17 protein-coding genes are annotated in these 17,212 nt (G+C 72.3%); 6 read left to right on the top strand and 11 right to left on the bottom strand.

Features of this window, described 5'->3' with window-relative positions:
* Positions 1-3: 3 nt before the first annotated feature.
* Complete coding sequence (locus QSK10_RS32455; protein ID WP_285667346.1) at positions 4-396, bottom strand: hypothetical protein; 393 nt, start codon at positions 394-396, stop codon at positions 4-6.
* A gap of 70 nt (positions 397-466) precedes the next feature.
* Positions 467-1,849 (bottom strand): type VII secretion protein EccB, encoded by a 1,383-nt coding sequence (gene eccB / locus QSK10_RS32460; RefSeq protein ID WP_285667347.1) that lies wholly within the window; start codon positions 1,847-1,849, stop codon positions 467-469.
* A 146-nt stretch (positions 1,850-1,995) separates the two neighbouring features.
* Between eccB and QSK10_RS32465 the strand changes: the two genes are divergently transcribed.
* From QSK10_RS32465 to QSK10_RS32475, 3 genes are read left to right on the top strand one after another with little or no spacing between them, the layout of a single operon-like run.
* Positions 1,996-3,153: a type VII secretion protein EccE gene (locus QSK10_RS32465; RefSeq protein WP_285667348.1), complete on the top strand. Its 1,158-nt coding sequence runs from the start codon at positions 1,996-1,998 to the stop codon at positions 3,151-3,153.
* A gap of 9 nt (positions 3,154-3,162) precedes the next feature.
* Positions 3,163-3,618 carry a hypothetical protein gene (locus tag QSK10_RS32470; RefSeq protein ID WP_285667349.1) on the top strand — a complete coding sequence of 152 codons (456 nt, stop codon included), beginning with the start codon at positions 3,163-3,165 and terminating at the stop codon, positions 3,616-3,618.
* 9 nt (positions 3,619-3,627) lie between these two features.
* Entirely contained in the window at positions 3,628-4,932 is a 1,305-nt protein-coding gene (locus QSK10_RS32475) for a hypothetical protein (RefSeq protein ID WP_285667350.1), read from the top strand.
* A 65-nt stretch (positions 4,933-4,997) separates the two neighbouring features.
* Here the strand turns inward: QSK10_RS32475 and eccD are convergent, their stop codons facing one another.
* The gene (gene eccD / locus QSK10_RS32480; protein WP_285667351.1) at positions 4,998-6,407 is read right to left on the bottom strand and encodes a type VII secretion integral membrane protein EccD; all 1,410 of its coding nucleotides are present in this window, start codon (positions 6,405-6,407) and stop codon (positions 4,998-5,000) included.
* 150 nt (positions 6,408-6,557) lie between these two features.
* On the opposite strand from eccD, the gene eccCa reads away from it, so the two are divergent.
* From eccCa to QSK10_RS32495, 3 genes are all read left to right on the top strand, one after another.
* The gene (gene eccCa / locus QSK10_RS32485) at positions 6,558-10,526 is read left to right on the top strand and encodes a type VII secretion protein EccCa (RefSeq protein ID WP_285667352.1); all 3,969 of its coding nucleotides are present in this window, start codon (positions 6,558-6,560) and stop codon (positions 10,524-10,526) included.
* Positions 10,527-10,692: 166 nt separating this feature from the next.
* Positions 10,693-11,034: a WXG100 family type VII secretion target gene (locus QSK10_RS32490; protein ID WP_285667353.1), complete on the top strand. Its 342-nt coding sequence runs from the start codon at positions 10,693-10,695 to the stop codon at positions 11,032-11,034.
* Between the two features lie 10 nt (positions 11,035-11,044).
* On the top strand, positions 11,045-11,329 hold the full coding sequence (locus tag QSK10_RS32495) for a WXG100 family type VII secretion target (protein ID WP_285667354.1): 285 nt from the start codon (positions 11,045-11,047) through the stop codon (positions 11,327-11,329).
* 58 nt (positions 11,330-11,387) lie between these two features.
* Here the strand turns inward: QSK10_RS32495 and mycP are convergent, their stop codons facing one another.
* The 8 genes from mycP to QSK10_RS32535 all read right to left on the bottom strand — a co-directional run bounded on the left by mycP (position 11,388) and on the right by QSK10_RS32535 (position 17,212).
* Entirely contained in the window at positions 11,388-12,581 is a 1,194-nt protein-coding gene (gene mycP, locus QSK10_RS32500) for a type VII secretion-associated serine protease mycosin (protein ID WP_285667355.1), read from the bottom strand.
* Positions 12,582-12,637: 56 nt separating this feature from the next.
* The gene (locus QSK10_RS32505) at positions 12,638-13,246 is read right to left on the bottom strand and encodes a hypothetical protein (protein ID WP_285667356.1); all 609 of its coding nucleotides are present in this window, start codon (positions 13,244-13,246) and stop codon (positions 12,638-12,640) included.
* Complete coding sequence (locus QSK10_RS32510) at positions 13,243-13,788, bottom strand: hypothetical protein (RefSeq protein ID WP_285667357.1); 546 nt, start codon at positions 13,786-13,788, stop codon at positions 13,243-13,245. The genes QSK10_RS32505 and QSK10_RS32510 overlap by 4 nt, the downstream gene beginning before the upstream one ends.
* Positions 13,785-14,381: a DUF4126 domain-containing protein gene (locus QSK10_RS32515; protein ID WP_285667359.1), complete on the bottom strand. Its 597-nt coding sequence runs from the start codon at positions 14,379-14,381 to the stop codon at positions 13,785-13,787. The genes QSK10_RS32510 and QSK10_RS32515 overlap by 4 nt, the downstream gene beginning before the upstream one ends.
* Before the next feature lie 72 nt (positions 14,382-14,453).
* Positions 14,454-14,885, bottom strand: a complete 432-nt coding sequence (locus QSK10_RS32520) for a YbaB/EbfC family nucleoid-associated protein (protein ID WP_285667360.1) — start codon at positions 14,883-14,885, stop codon at positions 14,454-14,456.
* Between the two features lie 2 nt (positions 14,886-14,887).
* Positions 14,888-15,247 carry a YbaB/EbfC family nucleoid-associated protein gene (locus tag QSK10_RS32525; RefSeq protein WP_285667361.1) on the bottom strand — a complete coding sequence of 120 codons (360 nt, stop codon included), beginning with the start codon at positions 15,245-15,247 and terminating at the stop codon, positions 14,888-14,890.
* A 16-nt stretch (positions 15,248-15,263) separates the two neighbouring features.
* Positions 15,264-16,268 (bottom strand): hypothetical protein, encoded by a 1,005-nt coding sequence (locus tag QSK10_RS32530; RefSeq protein WP_285667362.1) that lies wholly within the window; start codon positions 16,266-16,268, stop codon positions 15,264-15,266.
* Complete coding sequence (locus QSK10_RS32535) at positions 16,265-17,212, bottom strand: hypothetical protein (RefSeq protein ID WP_285667363.1); 948 nt, start codon at positions 17,210-17,212, stop codon at positions 16,265-16,267. The genes QSK10_RS32530 and QSK10_RS32535 overlap by 4 nt, the downstream gene beginning before the upstream one ends.

Raw genomic sequence — 17,212 nt, forward strand, 5'->3', positions numbered from 1 at the left:
CGCCTATGCCTCCTTCGGGCCGGAGCCCTCGATCATGCCGGGGGCGTCGCCGACCGAGCCGGTCTCGGCCAGCGCGGCGAAGAACGCGTTCATGTTGCTCTTGGCCACCGCGTCGGAGTCGTCGTAGTTGACGATCGTCTGCGCGGTGGACTTCTCGGTCGCCTGGAGCGCGGCCAGCAGCCGCTTGAGCCGCACCAGGTGCTCGCGCCGCATCTCGTCGTGCTTGGCGGCGGTCTGGGTGGCCGCGTCGAAGGTCCCGAGGGCCTTGCCGGTGGTGCTGTGCACCGAGCCCTGACCCGACTTCTGCAGGGCCAGGAGCTGCTCGAAGACCTGCATGAACTCTTCGAGGGCTTCGGTGTTGACGTCGATGGTGCTGTCCGAGGCGGGGCCCGGCATGATGCCTCCCAGACGGTCGCGTGGGGGTTTCGGCGTCAGGATAGGACACAGTGGAGGCCCCGCGCTGTCCCTATGGAACAGCTGTTCGGGCCGTTTGGGACGACAGCGCGGCCCCGTCGGGGATGAGCCCGAGGAACTGCGCCGGGACCTCGTCCACGGTGGACTTGCCGTAGCCGAGGGCGGTGAGCGAGGCGGCGTCGGCGATGCCGAACTTGCGGCCCTCGGTGACCAGGTAGACCGTGCCGCCGCCCGCGCCGGGGCTGACCGTGGCCCGCACCAGCGCCGAGCGACCGGCGGGCAGGTCGAGGTAGGAGACCCTGCCGGTGATGGCGACGGTGAGCCTGGTGTTGGCCGCCGTCAGGACCGGCGGCGTCGGCGTGTAGACCTCGGCGTGCGAGGGCGTCCCGTTCGGGCCCGCCGCGCCCGTCGAGACCGCGCACACCGCGGTGTCACGGGTGTCCTGCTCGGGCACGTGGACCTGCGGGGGAGCGTCGGGCAGCGCCTCCTTCTGCGAGGGCGCCGGGGTCTGGATCATCGAGTCCAGGATCTGGTTCTGCGGCACGGATCTCACCGTCGCCGGGTCGCCGTGGAAGGCGATCGTGGCGGCCAGGACGCCGACGCGCTCCAGGTGGCCCCCGGTGACCAGGTAGTACAGCTCGCCGGAGCGGATGACGGTGCCCGGCTGGAGCGTCTGGTCGGCGACGACGACGGCGTCCCCGGTGGCCTCCACGGCCAGGTCCGGTCCCCGCGAGAACAGCGGGACCAGGAACTGCGAGATCGCCACCGGCCGGTCCTGCGGCACCCCGAGCGCCTTCATCGTGGTGGCCGCCGAGGCCTTCGGCAGCAGCCACAGCCGGTCGTTCCACAGCAGGTAGTACTCACCGGCGTCGTCGGCGACCAGCATCGCCCGCCCGGCCAGGTCGAGGCCGGTCGCGGGCCGCTGGCCGACGACGGCCCGCATCACGTGCCGGGTGGGTGCGGCCGGGTCGGAGGTGCTGCACATCTGCCAGGGCTGGCTCACGAACAGCTTCGGGTCCGGCAGGGCCTTGGGCGCGTCCGGGATCCCGTACATGCCCTGCCGGGGCGTGCCCTCCAAAGAGGACTGATGGACCGTGGTCACCACCGGCGCCTCGATGCCCACGTACAGCCGCGCCGAGGCGAAGTTGGCCATCGGCAGCAGCGCCGAGTCCCGGTAGACGTAGACCGCCCCGGTCTCCTCCTCGATGACGATCGTGCCCTGCGCCTGCCAGGCCGTCGCGCCGCCCGGGTAGAGCTTCCCGACCACCCAGAAGCCGACACAGGCCAGCACCGCGGCCAGGAAACCGCCCACAAGGGACAGCGCCATGCGCCGCATCGGGAGGTCCAGGGTCTCGGGATTCGCGCTCAGCATCGCCGAGACAATCCTGCGCACCACGAACCTCTGGGCCTGCACCTGTTCACGTCTGGTCCGCATGGCGGCCGGCTCCCTCGGGGTGATGACGGGACAGCGTCGAGGGGGAACTTACCGCTAACGTGACTGCCACGCAGACCGTGCGAGGATCGGCTCCGGCCGCCCGGCACGCGTGCGAACAACCCCTGACACGCAAAGGATCTGGGCTGATGACGAGGTCACCGGCCGGCCGGGCGCGGCTGGGCGCGATCGGTGTCGCGCAACTGGTCGTCCTGGAACTGGCGCTGGCGGCGGCCATGCTGGCGCTGCCGTTGCCGCGTCCCGTGCTCGCGGGCGTGGCCACCCTCTCGGCGCTGGTCCTGCTGTTCACCTTCGGCCGCCTGGGCGGGCGCTGGTGGTACGCCGGAATCGCGGTGTGGCGCCGATTGCGCGGCCGCCGCCGCGCCGATCGCGCCGCCGGGACGGCCCTGGCGCGACCCGGCGCACCCGCCGACTTCGCCCCGAGCCCACGACTGTCCACCGTGGCCGAACGCGGCGGCAGCCTCGGTGTGGCCTTCGACGGCGCGGGCTGGTACGCCGCGATGGCCGTCGAGCAGGACGAGCCGCCTGCGCGCGCCTTCGACGTCCTCGCCCAGATCCTGGCGCACGGCGGCTCGCCGGTCAGCTCCGTCCAGGTGCTCACCCAGAGCGTCCCCGTGCCCAGCACCGGTGTGGACCCCGGCGCGCTCTGCGCCCTGTCCTACCGCGAGCTCCTCGGCGGCGACCCGACCGTCGCCCACCGCGAGACCTGGTGCGCCGCCCGCCTCGACGTGGTCGACGCCGCGCCGGTGGCCGCCGGGCGCGGCGGCGGCGAGCAGGGCGTCCACCGGGCCCTGACCTCCACCGTCTCCCGGCTCACCAAGGGCGCCGAGGGCGCGGGCGTCCGGCTGCGCGCGCTCGGCGAGACCGAACTCGCGCACGCCATCCGCCGCTCCGTCGGCGGCGAGACGGTGGCCGTCGCGGTCGCCGACGGCGTCCGCGAGCGCTGGAACTCCTGGCACGTGGGCACCCTCGCGCAGGTCACCTACGCCCTCCACGGCCGCCTCGCCGAGCCGCGCGTCGTCCGTCGATTGTGGACGGCGGTGACCGAGCTGCCCGCCGACTTCACCACCGTGTCGGTGTCCATGCGGCGCCTCACCGCCCGTCGCGGCGACGAAAGGCTGGACGTGCGCTGCCTCGTCCGCCTCGCCGGGGACGAGGACCGCATCGAGGAGATCTGCGGACGCCTGGCCGCCCTGGCACGGGCCTACCGCGTGCGGCTGAAGCGATGTGACGGCGAACAAGGGCCGTCGGTGTACGCGTCGGCGCTGACCGGCGGCGGATGGTGAGGAGGCGAGATGGCGAAACCAGAGGATGAGCGGCCCGATGAATGGGCCGAGGGCGACGCCCGCAACCGCAAGTACCGCATCGCCCACGAGGGCCCGGCGAGCTTCAAGCAGCTCGGCGGGAACTGCTACGCCCTCGGCGAGCGGGTCAAGGGCGAGGCCGTCGCCAGCGTGCAGCGGCTCAAGGAGCAGCTGCCCGGCGCGGGCGGCGCGGCCAACGACGTGGGCGGCATGTTCGGTCAGGTGCGGGTCGCCCGCACCGACCTGATGCCGTTCCTCGTCAAGAGCCTCGGGCAGCTCGAAGCCGACGCCTCGGCGGCCGAGCAGCAGCTCTACGGCCTGCTGGAGAAGGTGATGACGGTCTCCGACAAGTACGACGACGTAGAGAAGAACAACAAGACCACCGTCGCCAAGGCGCTGGCCGATCTGGAGGTCGCCGCGCAGCAGAAGCCGGTGAAACCCGCCTAGGAGGATGGCATGGCCGACCAGGACCGTGGGAACTGGGAAGACTACATCTGGCGCATCAAGGTCAAGGGCAAGCCCGAGGCGATCAACCGGTTCGCCGCCGAGCTGACCTCGGTGGGCAACCAGTTCGACGGCCACAGCGGCGACGCCGCCGAGATCGCCAAGACCACCAAGCCCAAGGGCGAGACCGGATGGCACGGCCCGGCCGGGTCGGCCTTCCGCAAGTACGTCGATGTGAAGCTCACCGACCCCCTCGCCGACCGGCACAAGGCCATCGGCCCGGTGACCAAGGCGCTGGAGAAGGCCGCCGAGGCGCTCGCCAAGGCGCAGAAGGCGATGCCGATGCCGGTCATCGGCAGGCAGGACTCACGGGCGAACGGCCAGCACGACGCCGGTGCCGACGCCAACGGGTACATCGGTGAGGACTTCGACTACAAGGCGGCCGCCTACCGCATCTGGGAACCCGACCTGACCCTCCATCTGGGCTGGTATCCGCCCGTGCAGGCGCAGGAGATCGTCGTCGAGCCCACCAAGGACCACGGTGTGGCCAAGACGCGCATCGCCCAGTGGTACGAGATGGGCCAGAAGGCCGCCCACGAGGTGGAGCTCCAGCTGATCGTCGACTACACCGCCATCAAGAACGACCTGATCATCGAGCCCTACAAGGCCGAGAAGCCCAAGGACGACAAGGACAAGGACGGCGACACCGGCGGAGGTAAGCCCACCACCGACCCCGGCGGCAAGAAGCCCGACACCACCACGCCCAAGGTCGAGACCCCCAAGACCGAGCCGGACACCAAGCCGAAGACCGATCCGAACGCCGACCCGGGCCAGAAGCCCGGGGACAAGGGCGGCCAGGACCCCAAGGGTGAAGACCCGAAAGGCCAAGACCCGAAGGACCAGGATCCCGGCGGCCAGGATCCGCAGGACCCCGGCAAGACCGATCCGTACAAGCCGGATCCCTACGACCCGGACCCCTACGAGCCCGATCCCTACGATCCCGGCTCCTACGACCCCTCCACCGGCCTGGCCAGTGCCGGTGGCGGAGGTGGCGGGGGAGTGGGCGGCGGGCTCGGCGCGGGCACCGGCGGACCCGGTGTGGCCACCGGCGTCGCCGCCCCGCAGCAGCAGCCGGGCATGGGACCGATCGGCGCGGGGGCCGGTGCGGCGTCGCGGATGGCGCCGATGGGCGGCATGGGAGGCATGGGCGGCGGCCACGGCAACTCCGACTCCGGCGGCCATGAGACCTGGCTGACCGAGGACGAGGACGCCTGGCACGGCGAGGACAACACCGCTCCGCCGGTGATCGGCATGTAGCGCGGACGCGAAAAGGGCCGCTCCCGAGGGGGAGCGGCCCTGCACTACAAAGACACTCGCCGCTCTCAGCCGCTGATGGTCCGCAAGGTCCAGTACACGTCCCACACCCACAGCGCGAGCGGGACCACGCCCACGATCAGCAGGATCTCGCCGATGTCCAGGGCCCGCCCCCACGACGGCGAGATGCGCTTGCCCGCCACGCTCAGCGAGTAGCCCAGGGCGATCAGGGCCAGCGCGATCAGCCCGCCCAGGACCACCGGCAGCTTGACGGTGTCGGCCCAGTCGGCCGTCATGGTCGCCACCGCCAGCGAACCCAGGCCGGTGACACCGGCCAGCAGCAGCGGCAGCCGCTGCCGGATCGTCGGGAACACCCGGGCGCGGACCAGCAGCAGCAACGCCAGCCAGCCCGTGGTCAGCGCCGCCGGGAGCGTCTCGTCCAGCGGCATCAGAACCTCGGCGGCCGCCGCGATCGCCGCCACGGTCGCCAGCAGCGCGGTCAGGTGCTCGTCGGCGCGCTCGCTGCGCTTGAGGGCGAGCTCGCCGTCCACCGATTCGGCGTCGGTGCGCAGCTGCTGCGGCGAGGTCGGGATCGTCGGCATCGGCAGGCGGGCCACGCGGTAGGCGAACATCGGCAGCGCGGGCAGGAACGCCAGGGCCAGGACGGCGACGGCGACGGCCGCGCGGCCGGGGGTGACCATGCGCCCGGGCAGGAACGTGCACAGGGCCGCGCCGACGGTGAGGGCGACCCCGCAGATCACGGCGGCGTGGAAGACCGGCGCGGAGCGGGGGACGACGATGCCGCCGATCACCGCGAACACGGTCACCACGGTCCCGGCGGTCAGCAGGTGCGGCGCGCCGATCGCCTCGACGCCGCCGCCCTCGGCGAGCAGCAGCGAGCCGCCGACGAAGCCGTAGGCGAGCGCGACGAGCCCGAAGACGGTGCCGGCGCGGGTGCTGCCGAGGGCGCGGGCCATGACCAGCGCGGCCAGCAGCAGTGCGACGCCGACGGCCAGGGACGTCCACAAGGCCGCCGCGCCGCCGGTGGCGATGGCCGCCGCGGCGCCGCCGAGCAGCGCGACGGTGCCCAGGCCGATGCCGAAGGCGCGGCTGGTCGACTGCTGCCAGCGTCCGGCGCGTTCCCCGGCGGCGGTGGCGACGGCGTCGATGACGTCGTCGAAGACCATCTCCGGCCCGGTTTGGGCGTAGGGCTGGAGGAACAGCTCCTCACCGTCCACTATGCCCAGTTGCCGGGGCGAGAGGTCGGGGTTGAGGGGCGCCTTGCCGAGCCGGGCCAGGACCCAGCCGCCCTTGGCGGCCCCGGCGTCGGCCAGGTCGAGTGCGTCGGGTCCGCCGGAGGCGTAGTGCAGCAGGTCCTGCTGCAGTTCGGCGAGCGGGACGTGGCTCGGCAGCGCGATGTCCATCCGGGTGTGCGGGGCGACGATCGTGACCCGGCACAGCTCGCTGGTGACGGTCATGGGGTATCTCCTCGAAGGGGCGCGAGGTGCGCTCGGGCGGAGCGTATCGGGCCGGGGGCGGTTCCCGCTGACCCTCGCGTGCCCCCCACGGAAGCGCCGCGGCTCCTACGATGCCGGTATCCCCCCACCCTTGAAGCGTTGGGAAGCAGCATGAGTACCGTCGTGTTCACCAGGCCGCCCAGGACGGCGGGACCGCCGATGCCCGACGGCGAGCTGGCCTTGGAACCACCGCCGGACCTGCCCGTCCCGGCGCCCAGGAACGTCGCGCAGATCCTGTTCATGCTGCCGATGCTGGCCGGGGTGGCGGCGATGATGCTGCTGTACCGGGGCGCGGCGCGCGGCCCGCTGAGCTGGATCGTCGGCGGCCTGTTCGGACTGTCCATGGTGGGCATGTTCGGGGCGTCCTACATGGGCGGTGGCGACAAGAAGGGCGAGCAGGTCAACCAGCGGCGCGATTACATGCGCTACCTGGCGCAGGCCCGCCGCCGCATCCGCCGGGCCGCCGCCCAGCAGCGGCAGTCGATCCTGTGGCGGCATCCGGCGCCCTCGGCGCTGTGGACGATGATCAACTCCTCGCGGCTGTGGGAGCGGCGGCCCCTCGACCCCGACTTCGTCGAGGTCCGCCTGGCGGTGGGCACGCAGCGGCTGGCGGTGGGCATCTCCACGCCGGAGACGAAGCCGGTGGAGGACCTGGAGCCGATGAGCGCGCTGGCGCTGCGCCGGTTCGTGCGCGCCCACTCCACACTGCCGAACATGCCGATGGCGTTGCAGCTGCGGGCGTTTCGGCGGGTGGCGGTGCGCGGCGAGCGGGCGTCCATTGAGGACATGACGCGGGCGATGCTGTGCCAGGCCGCCGCGTTCCACTCCCCGGAGGACCTGCGGATCGCCGTGGTCGCCTCACCGGAGCGGATGAAGCGCTGGGACTGGGTCAAGTGGTTCCCGCACGCGCAGCTCGACGGGGTCCTGGACGCCGCCGGTCCGCGCCGCCTGATCGTGGACACCATGAGCGAGCTGGAGACGCTGCTGGCCGACCAGCTCGCCGACCGGGCGCGCGGCAACGCCGAGCAGGGCTCGTTCACCGACACCCCGCACGTCATCGTCATCCACGACGGCGGCGAGGTCGACCCCGACTGCGACCTGGTGGGACCGGGGCTGGCGGGGGTGACCGTCTTCGACCTGTCGGGGACGGTCCCGCGCCACGCGGGCGGATGGATGCTGCGGCTCGACGTCACGCCGTCGGCGCTGGACATGGTCTTCCGGGGCCGCCGGACGCCGCTGGGCACGCCCGACGCGCTCAGCGAGATCCAGGCCGCCGCGCTGTCCCGGCGCCTGTCGCGCCACCGGCCCTCGGCGGTGACCAGCACCGGTGAGCCCCTCGCCGTGTCGGCCGAGCTGCCCGACCTGCTCGGCGTCGGCGACATCGGGACGCTCGACCCGCGGCTGATCTGGCGGCCCAACCGGCCCACCGCCGACCGCCTGTCGATCCCGCTGGGGCTGGACCCGACCGGCGCGAAGATCTTCCTGGACCTCAAGGAGGCCGCGCAGGGCGGCATGGGCCCGCACGGCCTGGTCATCGGCGCGACCGGCTCGGGCAAGTCCGAGCTGCTGCGGACCATCGTCTCGGCCCTGGCCATCACGCACTCCTCGGAGGAACTCAACTTCGTGCTGGTCGACTTCAAGGGCGGCGCGACCTTCGCGACCCTCGACCGGCTCCCGCACACCTCGGCGGTCATCACCAACCTCGAAGACGAACTGCCCCTGGTGGACCGCATGGCCGACGCCATCGCCGGTGAGATGACCCGCCGCCAGGAGCTCCTGCGCGCCTCGGGCAACTTCGTCTCCCAGCGCGACTACGAAAAGGCCCGCCGGGCCGGAGCCGACCTGGCGCCGCTGCCCAGCCTGCTCATCGTCTGCGACGAGTTCTCCGAACTGCTGTCGGCCAAACCCGACTTCATCGAGCTGTTCGTGATGATCGGCCGCCTCGGGCGCTCCCTCGGCGTCCACCTGATCCTCGCCTCGCAGCGCCTCGAAGAGGGACGCCTGCGCGGCCTGGACAGCCACCTGTCCTACCGCATCGGCCTGCGCACCTTCTCCGCGATGGAGTCGCGGGTCGTGCTCGGCGTCGCCGACGCCTACGAGCTCCCGCAGGCGCCCGGCCACGGCTACCTCAAGATCGACACCTCGACGATGCTGCGGTTCCGCTCGGCCTACGTCTCGGGCATCTACCGGGGCGCCCGCGCCGGCGACGGCGGACCCGGCGGGTCCCTCGGCCGCATGGTCGCCTTCAAACCCGGGCACATGCCCCTGCCCGACCTCGCCGTCCCCGACGCCGCACCCGAAGACGACGACACCCCCGAGAACCCCGACGACATCGTCAAGAACTCCATGCTCGCCGTCATCACCGACCGGCTCGCCGGACAGGGCCCGCCCGCCCACCAGGTGTGGCTGCCGCCGCTGTCGGAATCCCCGGCGCTGTCCGACCTGTACCCCGACCTGCGCCCCGACCCCGTCCACGGTGGACTGTGCCCGGCCGGCTGGAACGGGCTGGGCGGCCTGGCCGTCCCCCTCGGCATCGTCGACCGGCCCTTCGAGCAGCGCCGGGACCTGCTCACCGTGGACCTGGCCGGAGCGGGCGGCAACGTGGTCATCGTCGGCGGCACCCAGTCGGGCAAGAGCACCGCGCTGCGCACCTTCATCGCGTCCCTGTCGCTGACCCACACCCCACAGCAGGTGCAGTTCTACTGCCTGGACTTCGGCGGCGGCACCCTGCGCGGCCTCGAAGGGCTCCCGCACGTCGGTGGCGTGGCCGGGCGCCGCGACCTGAACAAGATCCGCCGCACCGTCGCCGAGATGTCGTCCCTTCTGGACGATCGCGAGGCCCTGTTCGCCGAGCACGGCATCGACTCCATGGCCTCCTACCGGCGCCGCAAGGCCGCCGGGGAGTTCACCGAGGACCCCTTCGGCGACGCCTTCCTCATCATCGACGGCTGGACCACCGTCCGCGCCGAGTTCGAGGAGCTCATCGACGCCGTCACCGCCATCGCCCAGCGCGGCCTCGGCTACGGCGTCCACCTGGTACTGGCCACCAACCGCTGGACCGACATGCGCCCGGCCCTGCGCGACCTGCTCGGCACCCGCCTCGAACTGCGCCTGGGCGACCCCTCGGAATCGGAGATCGACCGCAAGTCCGCCTGGAACGTGCCCGAACGCGCCGCCGGGCGCGGCCTGTCGGTCGACGCGATGCAGATGCTCACCGCACTGCCCAGAGTGGACAGCCGCTCCTCCCACGACGACCTCGCCGACGGCGTCTCGGACCTGGTCACCCGCGTCACCAAGGCCTGGACGGGCGCGCCCGCCCCGGCCGTGCGCCTGCTGCCCGCGCGCGTCGGCCTCGCCGAACTGCCCGCGCCCGCCACGACGCCGTTGCTTCCCTTCGCGGTCAACGAGAGCCACCTCGCGCCCGTCGGCCTCGACTTCGCCAACGAGCCGCACTTGATGGTGTTCGGCGAGGGCGAGTCGGGCAAGACCAACGTGCTGCGCGCGATCGCCGCCCAGCTCGTCGCCAAGCACACCCCGCAGGAGGTGCGCCTCGTCGTCGTCGACTACCGGCGCTCGCTGCTCGGGGAGATCGACGACGACCGGCTCACCGGCTACGTCGCCACCCAGAAGGCCGCCGCGGAGCTGCTCGGCGGCGTCCGGGAGGCCCTCAAGCACCGGATGCCGGGGCCGGACGTGACGCCCGAGCAGCTGCGGGCGCGCAACTGGTGGACCGGGCCGGAGCTGTACGTCCTGGTCGACGACTACGACATCATCGCCGGGCAGAGCCCCAACCCCGTGCACAACCTGGTGGAGCTGCTGCCGCAGGCCAGGGACGTCGGCCTGCACCTGATCGTGGCCCGCCGCTCCGGCGGCCTGGGCCGGGCCATGTACGACCCGGTCCTCCAGCGGCTCAAGGAACTCCAGGCGCCCGGGCTGATCCTGTCCGGCGACCGCGACGAGGGCGCGGTGCTGGGCAACGTGCGGCCCTCGCAGCAGCCGCCCGGGCGCGGGACGCTGGTCCGCCGCAACGGCGTCGGGCTCGTCCAGGTGGCCTGGGCGACCCCGCGCCACGAGAGCTGACGATGTCCGCTTCGGGGCATTCGTCCATGGGGGACAGCGCGGCCGAACGGGTCTCGATACCGTCGAGTCGGTTCCGAGTTCTCGGCTCGCAAGCGCCATGACCTCTGACAAGAGCAGTGGACCGTCCATAACGGACCCAGGTCGAGACGAATAGAAAGGCACCAGCATGAGCGCACCGCTCGAAGTCGATTTCGAGTCACTGGGTCAAGGCGCCAGTGACATCCGGACCGCCGTCCACGACGCCGAGGCCCAGATCCAGAAGGTCCGCAAGGAGTGCGAGGACCTCGTGCAGGTCGCCTGGCACGGCCACGCCTCGCAGGCCTTCAACGAGCTGATGATCCAGTACAACAAGCACGCCACCGACCTCAATGAGGCCCTGGACGGCATCGGCCAGCTGATCGACAAGGTCAGCGCCAACCACTCCAACACCGACCAGGACCAGAGCACCGTCGTGTCGAACGTCATGGCCGACCTGCAGATCCCCACCGTCACCCCCCTGAGCGCCTGAGAGGTTCGCCATGACGCGACTTAAAGTCGACCCCGGCCAGCTGGAGCAGGCCGAGAGCGAGATCAAGGCCGCCGCCGCCCAGCTCGACGGGATCCTCGACGGTCTCGCCGCGAAGCTGGAGGCCATGGAGTGGCAGGGCCAGGACCAGGCCGCCTACGAGGAGTACAAGGCCAAGTGGGCCAAGGCCACCCAGGGCCTCAACGAGACCCTCAACCGCATCGGCGCCACCGTGGGGCAGGCGCGCGAGGAGTACGTCAACACCGAGCTGTACAACGCCAAGCAGTTCCAGGTCTGACCCGGCGCTCACGCGTAAGCCCCCGGACCGTCCCGGCCCGGGGGCTTCATGCCGTCGGCTACTCGCCGCGCCAGCCGCGCCGGTTGCCGCGCGGGACGCTGAAGCGGCCCGCCATCAGCAGCGCGACCAGGACCGCCGCGATCGCCACCGCCGCCAGCGCCCACTGCCGGGTGCGCGTGTACTCGTCGGCGGTCAGTACCGGGGGAGCGGCCGGTTCCGCGGCCTGGCTGGTCACCTCGGCGGGCAGATCGGCGGTCAGCGCGGCGTAGGGGTTCACCTCGCCGTAGCCGACCAGGTCATCGCGCCGGGCCGCCGGATGGTTGGCGGTCTCCTCGATGCGGCGCACGATCTGCTTCGCCGACAGGTCCGGGAACCGCTCTCGCAGCAGGGCGGCGGTACCGGCGACGAAGGGCGCGGCGAAGCTGGTGCCCTTGTCCAGATTGAACTTCTCACCCGTCGAGGCCGGGATGACGATGTTGTCGCCGGGGGCCGCGACGCCCACCCACGGGCCCGACGAGGAGGAGCTCACCCGCTCGCCGGTCACCGCGTCCACGCCCGCCACCGCGATCAGGCCGTCGATCTCGCCGGCCCAGGCCGCCGGGTACTCGGGCTTGCCCTGCTGGTCGCCGGAGTTGCCGGAGGCCACCACGACCACGATGTCGGCCTCCGAGGCCCGCTTGACGGCCTCCTTGAGCCGGGGCGAGTCCAAAGTGGTGGTGATCGACATGTTGATCACGTTCATCTTGTTGGTGACGGCCCACTCGACGCCCTCGGCCAGCCAGTCGGCGGCGCCGGGGTCCGGGCTGGGCTTCTTCTCGCCCCACACCCGCACCGAGAACAGGTTCGCCGCGGGCGCCACCCCGTAGTAGGTCGACTTCGACGGCGCGTACTGGGCGCCGATGATCCCGGCGACGCCCGTCCCGTGGCTGGGCAGGTCGCAGTCGGCGCCCTGGCCCCCGCCCGGGCGGCTCTTGTCGACGAGATCGACGCCCTCGACGCGCTTGCCGCCGAAGACGGGGTGCGCGGCGACGCCGGAGTCGATGACCGCGACGTTCACGCCCGCGCCGGTGGCCAGCGCGAAGGCGCGCTTGAGGCCCAGTCGGGTCTGCTGCACCGGCTCGGGACCCGGATCCAGACTGCCCTCGACCCCGGGACACGCCGCGAAGGCCGCCGAGGGCCCGATGAGGACGCCGGGCGCGAGTACCAGGAGTGCGGCCGCCGCGCGGACGGCCAGGCGCTTGAGGAGCGGCATGGCCTCACAGTAGAGAAACCGGCCGTTCCGCGCTGTCCCATGGACAGCGCGGCCGGTCACTCCGCCGGCAGCCGCTCCAGCAGCGCCATCGCGATCAGCATCGCCGTCTGCGCCTGGTTCTGCGGCGGGTCGGCCATCGACACCGTCAGCTCCAGCACGTGCGGCCCGACCCGTGCGACCAGGACGCTCCGGTCCTCGCCCGCCGCCCACACCGCCTCGTCGCCGACGCCGACGCCGACGCCGACCAGCGGGACGGGCGTCACGCCGGTCGTGCCCCGCGCACCGTCGACCTTGTCGCGGTAGTCCTCGGCGGCCTCGCCGAGCGCCGTCTCACCCGACGACACGTACAGCGGCCGCTGCGCCTCCACGCGCAGCAGCGACTCCCCGGCCCGCCACTCGCAGCGGGTGGAGTCGCGGTCCAGCGTGCGGTCGTCCAGTGTGGACGCCGCGAGGACCTTCGCGGCCAGCGGCGTCAGCTCGGCGCACACGTCGGGATAGGCCGGGTCCAGGTCGTCCGGCGCCTCCGGGACCGCGTAGGCCCGGATCACCAGCAGCGCCACCGCGCACAGCGGCAGCAGCCACAGGATCGCCCGCGTCAGTCCACGGTGGACCGGGTTCGCCGAGCGTGGCCGCTCCCGCGCCAGCCACACCAGCAGGGCCCTCACAGCGCCACCCGCACACGCCGGGCGGCCTCGGCCGCTCGTGTCACCGCGTCCGAGGTGGTCGGCTGCTTGTCGTAGACCTCCACCAGCACCACCAGGTCACCGGCGCGGAAACCGACCACGCCGGAGTGGTCGCCGTAGCTCGCCCGCTCGGCGGTGAAGGAGCCCTCGCCGAAGTCGCCGGGGGACACCGCCACCTCCTTCTCCACGTCCTGCCGCAGCTCGGTGAGCCGCGCCGGGGCGTCCCAGAAGTCGCGGGCGAAGACGGTCACCGAGACCCGCCCGGTCACCCCGGAGACGTGCCACTCGCAGTGGCGCGCGTTCTCCTCGTCGTCCACATAGAACACCGGCGCCGGGCCCTGGATGCCGACGGCGGCGCCCAGGTCCTGCGGCAGCGCCGAGCAGTCCGGCGGCACCGGTGGATCGGCCGCCCGCCACACCACGACCACGCCCGCCAGGATCACCGCGACCACCGCGGCCAGGACCACCAGCCGGGTGACCAGGCCCAGGGCCGTGGACGGCCGCCGCGTCACCTCGTCGTTCACGCCGCCGCCGTCCGGGCCGCGAGCTTGCGCGCCCTGCGCCGCCGGATCCGCCGCACGAAGCGGTAGCCGATGAAGGCGAACAGCGCCAGGAACACCACGACCAGGATCGGCGCGAAGATCGCCACCAGGCTCATCCCGAGCGAGCCGCCGTCCTCGACGGTGCTCACCACGGGGGCGCCCACGCCCGCGGTGGTCGCGTTGACCACCGGCCGGGCCAGCGCCTTGACCGCGTGCACGCCCAGCGCGCAGACGATACCGGCCAGCCAGCCGATCCACGGCCGGTCGGCCAGCCACGAGTCGGCCTCACCGGCGGCGGCCGTCGCGCTGAACACCGCGCCGCCCGAGGCCGGGCGGATCGCGGTCTGGATCACGTCGTTGACGTGGTCGACCACGGGGATCTTGTCCACCACGATCTCCACGAGCAGCAGCACCGAGAACAGCCCGATCGCCCACCACGCGCCCATCCACTCGTTCCCGGCCGGCAGCGCGACCCGGTCGGTGACGTGCGAGGCGAGCCCCACCACCAGCAGCGGGATGTAGGCGTTGAATCCGGCCGCCGAGGACAGCCCCAGGCCGGTCAGCGCGGCGAACATCGGCCGGTCCCTTCGACGCCGTACGGTGCGGACGCCTGGAGAGTACGCGACGCCGTCAAGGCGTCACCGGGCTCACCAGCGCGGCTGCTCCCGTTTGAAGCGCTCGCGCATTTCCTCCGGCATGGCGTCGTCGACCATCTTCATCACGTCCATCCCGGCGAGCTTGTCGGCCATCGCCGCCATCTGCCGGGCGTGCTCGGCCTGCGCGCGGTGGATCGCGTCCAGCACCGAGCGGCCGATCGAGGCGGGGTGACCCATCGCGGAGTCGTCGATGTCGACGCGCGAGACCGAGCCGTCGTCGTCGAGGACCACCAGGACCAGCCCGTCCTCCGAGCGGCCCTCGGCGACCAGCGCGCCGGTCTCGGCGCGCGCGTCCTCGAAGGCCTTCAGGGTCGCGTTGGCCTGATCGAGCATCTTTCCCAGCGCGCGGCGCAGCTCGTCGGCGTCCTCCAGGCTCCGGCCGCGATTGTCCTTGCCGAAACCGGCGAGCGGGTTGTCCACCATGACTACTGCTCCTCCGCCAGATCGCGCTCGTTGCGTTCGCGCAGCCGCCGCAGCTCCTCGGCCGTCGGCAGCGACGTCGACACCTCCGGCGCCGGGCCGCCCATGACCTCCGACAGGCGCGCGGTCAGTTCCACGCCCATCGCGCGGTTGGCCTCGCGCAGCTGCGCCACGATCAGCTCACCGAGCTCGCGCGCGGTGTACTTGCCCGCCCGCCCGGTCACCTCCACGTCGTGGACGGCGCCACCCGGCCCGACCACGACCTTCACGGCGTAGTCGGCGCTGCTGCTCTCCGCCCGGGCCTCGGCGACGATCCGCTGGATCTCACCCGCCCGGTTCTGCATGTCCCGGCCGAAATCGGCCATGATCACCATCCTCCGTTCACCACAGCCGCATCGCGGTCGCGAAGACCGTGGTCGCGTACTCGTCCAGCGCCGGACCGGCCGCGCGCGGCCGCAACGTCACCGACACGTGGTAGCGCAGCTCGGTCACCTTCCCCGCCCGCACCCGCGCCTCGGCGGTCTTGAGGCCCATGGCCAGATCCACCACCGTGTCCCCGTCCACCAGCGACGCCGCCGGCGCCGTGGAGTCCAGCACGACCTCGTGGACGCCCTCGGGCACCGGCACCAGCCATGAACCCCACGGCAGCGTCCGCGTCCGCCCGGCCACCGCCAGGGTGAACGGCGCCACCCACGGACGATGGGCCAGCGGCGCGGGCTCGCCGAGCGTCAGCCACGCCGAGGTCAGTGCGGTCGCGTCGCCACCGGCGGCGACCAGCGCGTCCAGCCGGTCACGGCTGTTCGGGGCGATCGCGAAACGCGCGCGCACCAGCACACCACCGTGGCCGCCGGGCAGCTCCGGGACCGCGCGCGAACCCGGGTCCAGCAGGAACACGCCGTCCACCGGCACCGGCGCCGCGCCCCGGCCCAGCAGCCGCGCGAACAGACCCGGCCGCTCGGCCGTCCGGCCACGCGGGCCGAGCGCGGCCTCGTCCTCGCCGCTGTCGAAGCGGTTCGGCCACAGATGCGCGTAATCGAGCTCGACGGCACCCCGCTCGGGCACCTCGACCACCCGGCACACCCGCGACACACCCGCCTGCACCTCGACCACGCGAGGCCCCGACGGCAGTGACACGCGTGCGTGCCCCCAGCCCTGGAGGGCCGGACGGCCGTCCACCAGCACCACCGGCGCCTGCGGGCGCGGCACCCGCACCCGGTCCCGGTAGGCGAACTCGACGCCCGCCGAACGGGTGTCGCGCCGACCGCCCAGACGCAGATCGAGGATCCCCTCGCCCGCGGCCGCCGTGTCCGCGCCGAACCGGTAGGGGGACGCCGGATGCGCCGACACCTCCCAGCCCGGCGACGGTGGCGACCACTGCGCCGTCACTGCATGGAATCCGTGACGGCGGTCGAGTCGGAGCTCCCGGCGGCGTTGATGCCCTTCTGGACCACGCCCGGCAGCGTCTTCACGATCGCGAAGACCGCGCCGCCGCCCTTGCCCAGCACCTCACCGAGCCGCACGACCAGCTTCAGGATCTTGGCGAAGATGTTGGCGCCCCGGTTGGCGAAGGACATGATCCGCACCATCGCCCGCGAGTACGCCATCAGCGTGTTGGCGATGAACGCCGCGAAGGACGCCCCGAAACTCACCGCCGCCGTCGACGTCGCCACCGCCCAGGCGATGAGGCGCTCGCCGATGAAGCCGCCGATGATGGTCTTGATGACGTCCTGGAGGATCGAGGCGACGGCCTTGGCGGCCTCCATGACGCCCAGGACCCAGTTGATCTGCTGGTTGACGTCGACGATCGCCGCCGACAGCTGCCCGAGGCGCCGCTTGGCGATGGCCGCGGCCTCCCCGTCCCACTGGGACAGGTCGGTGCTGGCCGCCTCCTGGACCTCCTTGGCGAGGGGTTCGAGGGAGTCGATGACCGCGCTCCACTTCTTGCCCTCGTCCTCCATGCGCTCGGGATTGCCCGTCGCCATGCCGAGGATGTCCTCCAGCGGCTGCACGAAGTCGATGAGGACGCCCAGCCCGGCCGCCGCCAGCCAACCGATCGGGTCGGCGATCATGCCGCCGACGTTTCCGGCGAAGTCGGTGATCTGGACGCCGATCTCCATCAGGCTGCCCGGGATCTCCTTGCCCTCGGACAGATTCCCGATGTTCTCGCTGATCTTGTCGATCTGCGCATAGGCCCAGATGTTGTCCTTGAGCCCGTCGAGGCTCTCGACGTAGCTGTTACGGCTTCCCCAGTCACCCGACAGCATCGAGCCGTCGTCATTGACCTTGTCGTAGTCCTTGTGCTTGGTGATGTCGGGGGACTCGTCGCCCAC

Origin of the sequence: Actinorhabdospora filicis (assembly GCF_030269765.1) — a bacterium.
In the GTDB taxonomy this organism is placed as follows: Bacteria; Actinomycetota; Actinomycetes; order Mycobacteriales; family Micromonosporaceae; genus Actinorhabdospora; species Actinorhabdospora filicis.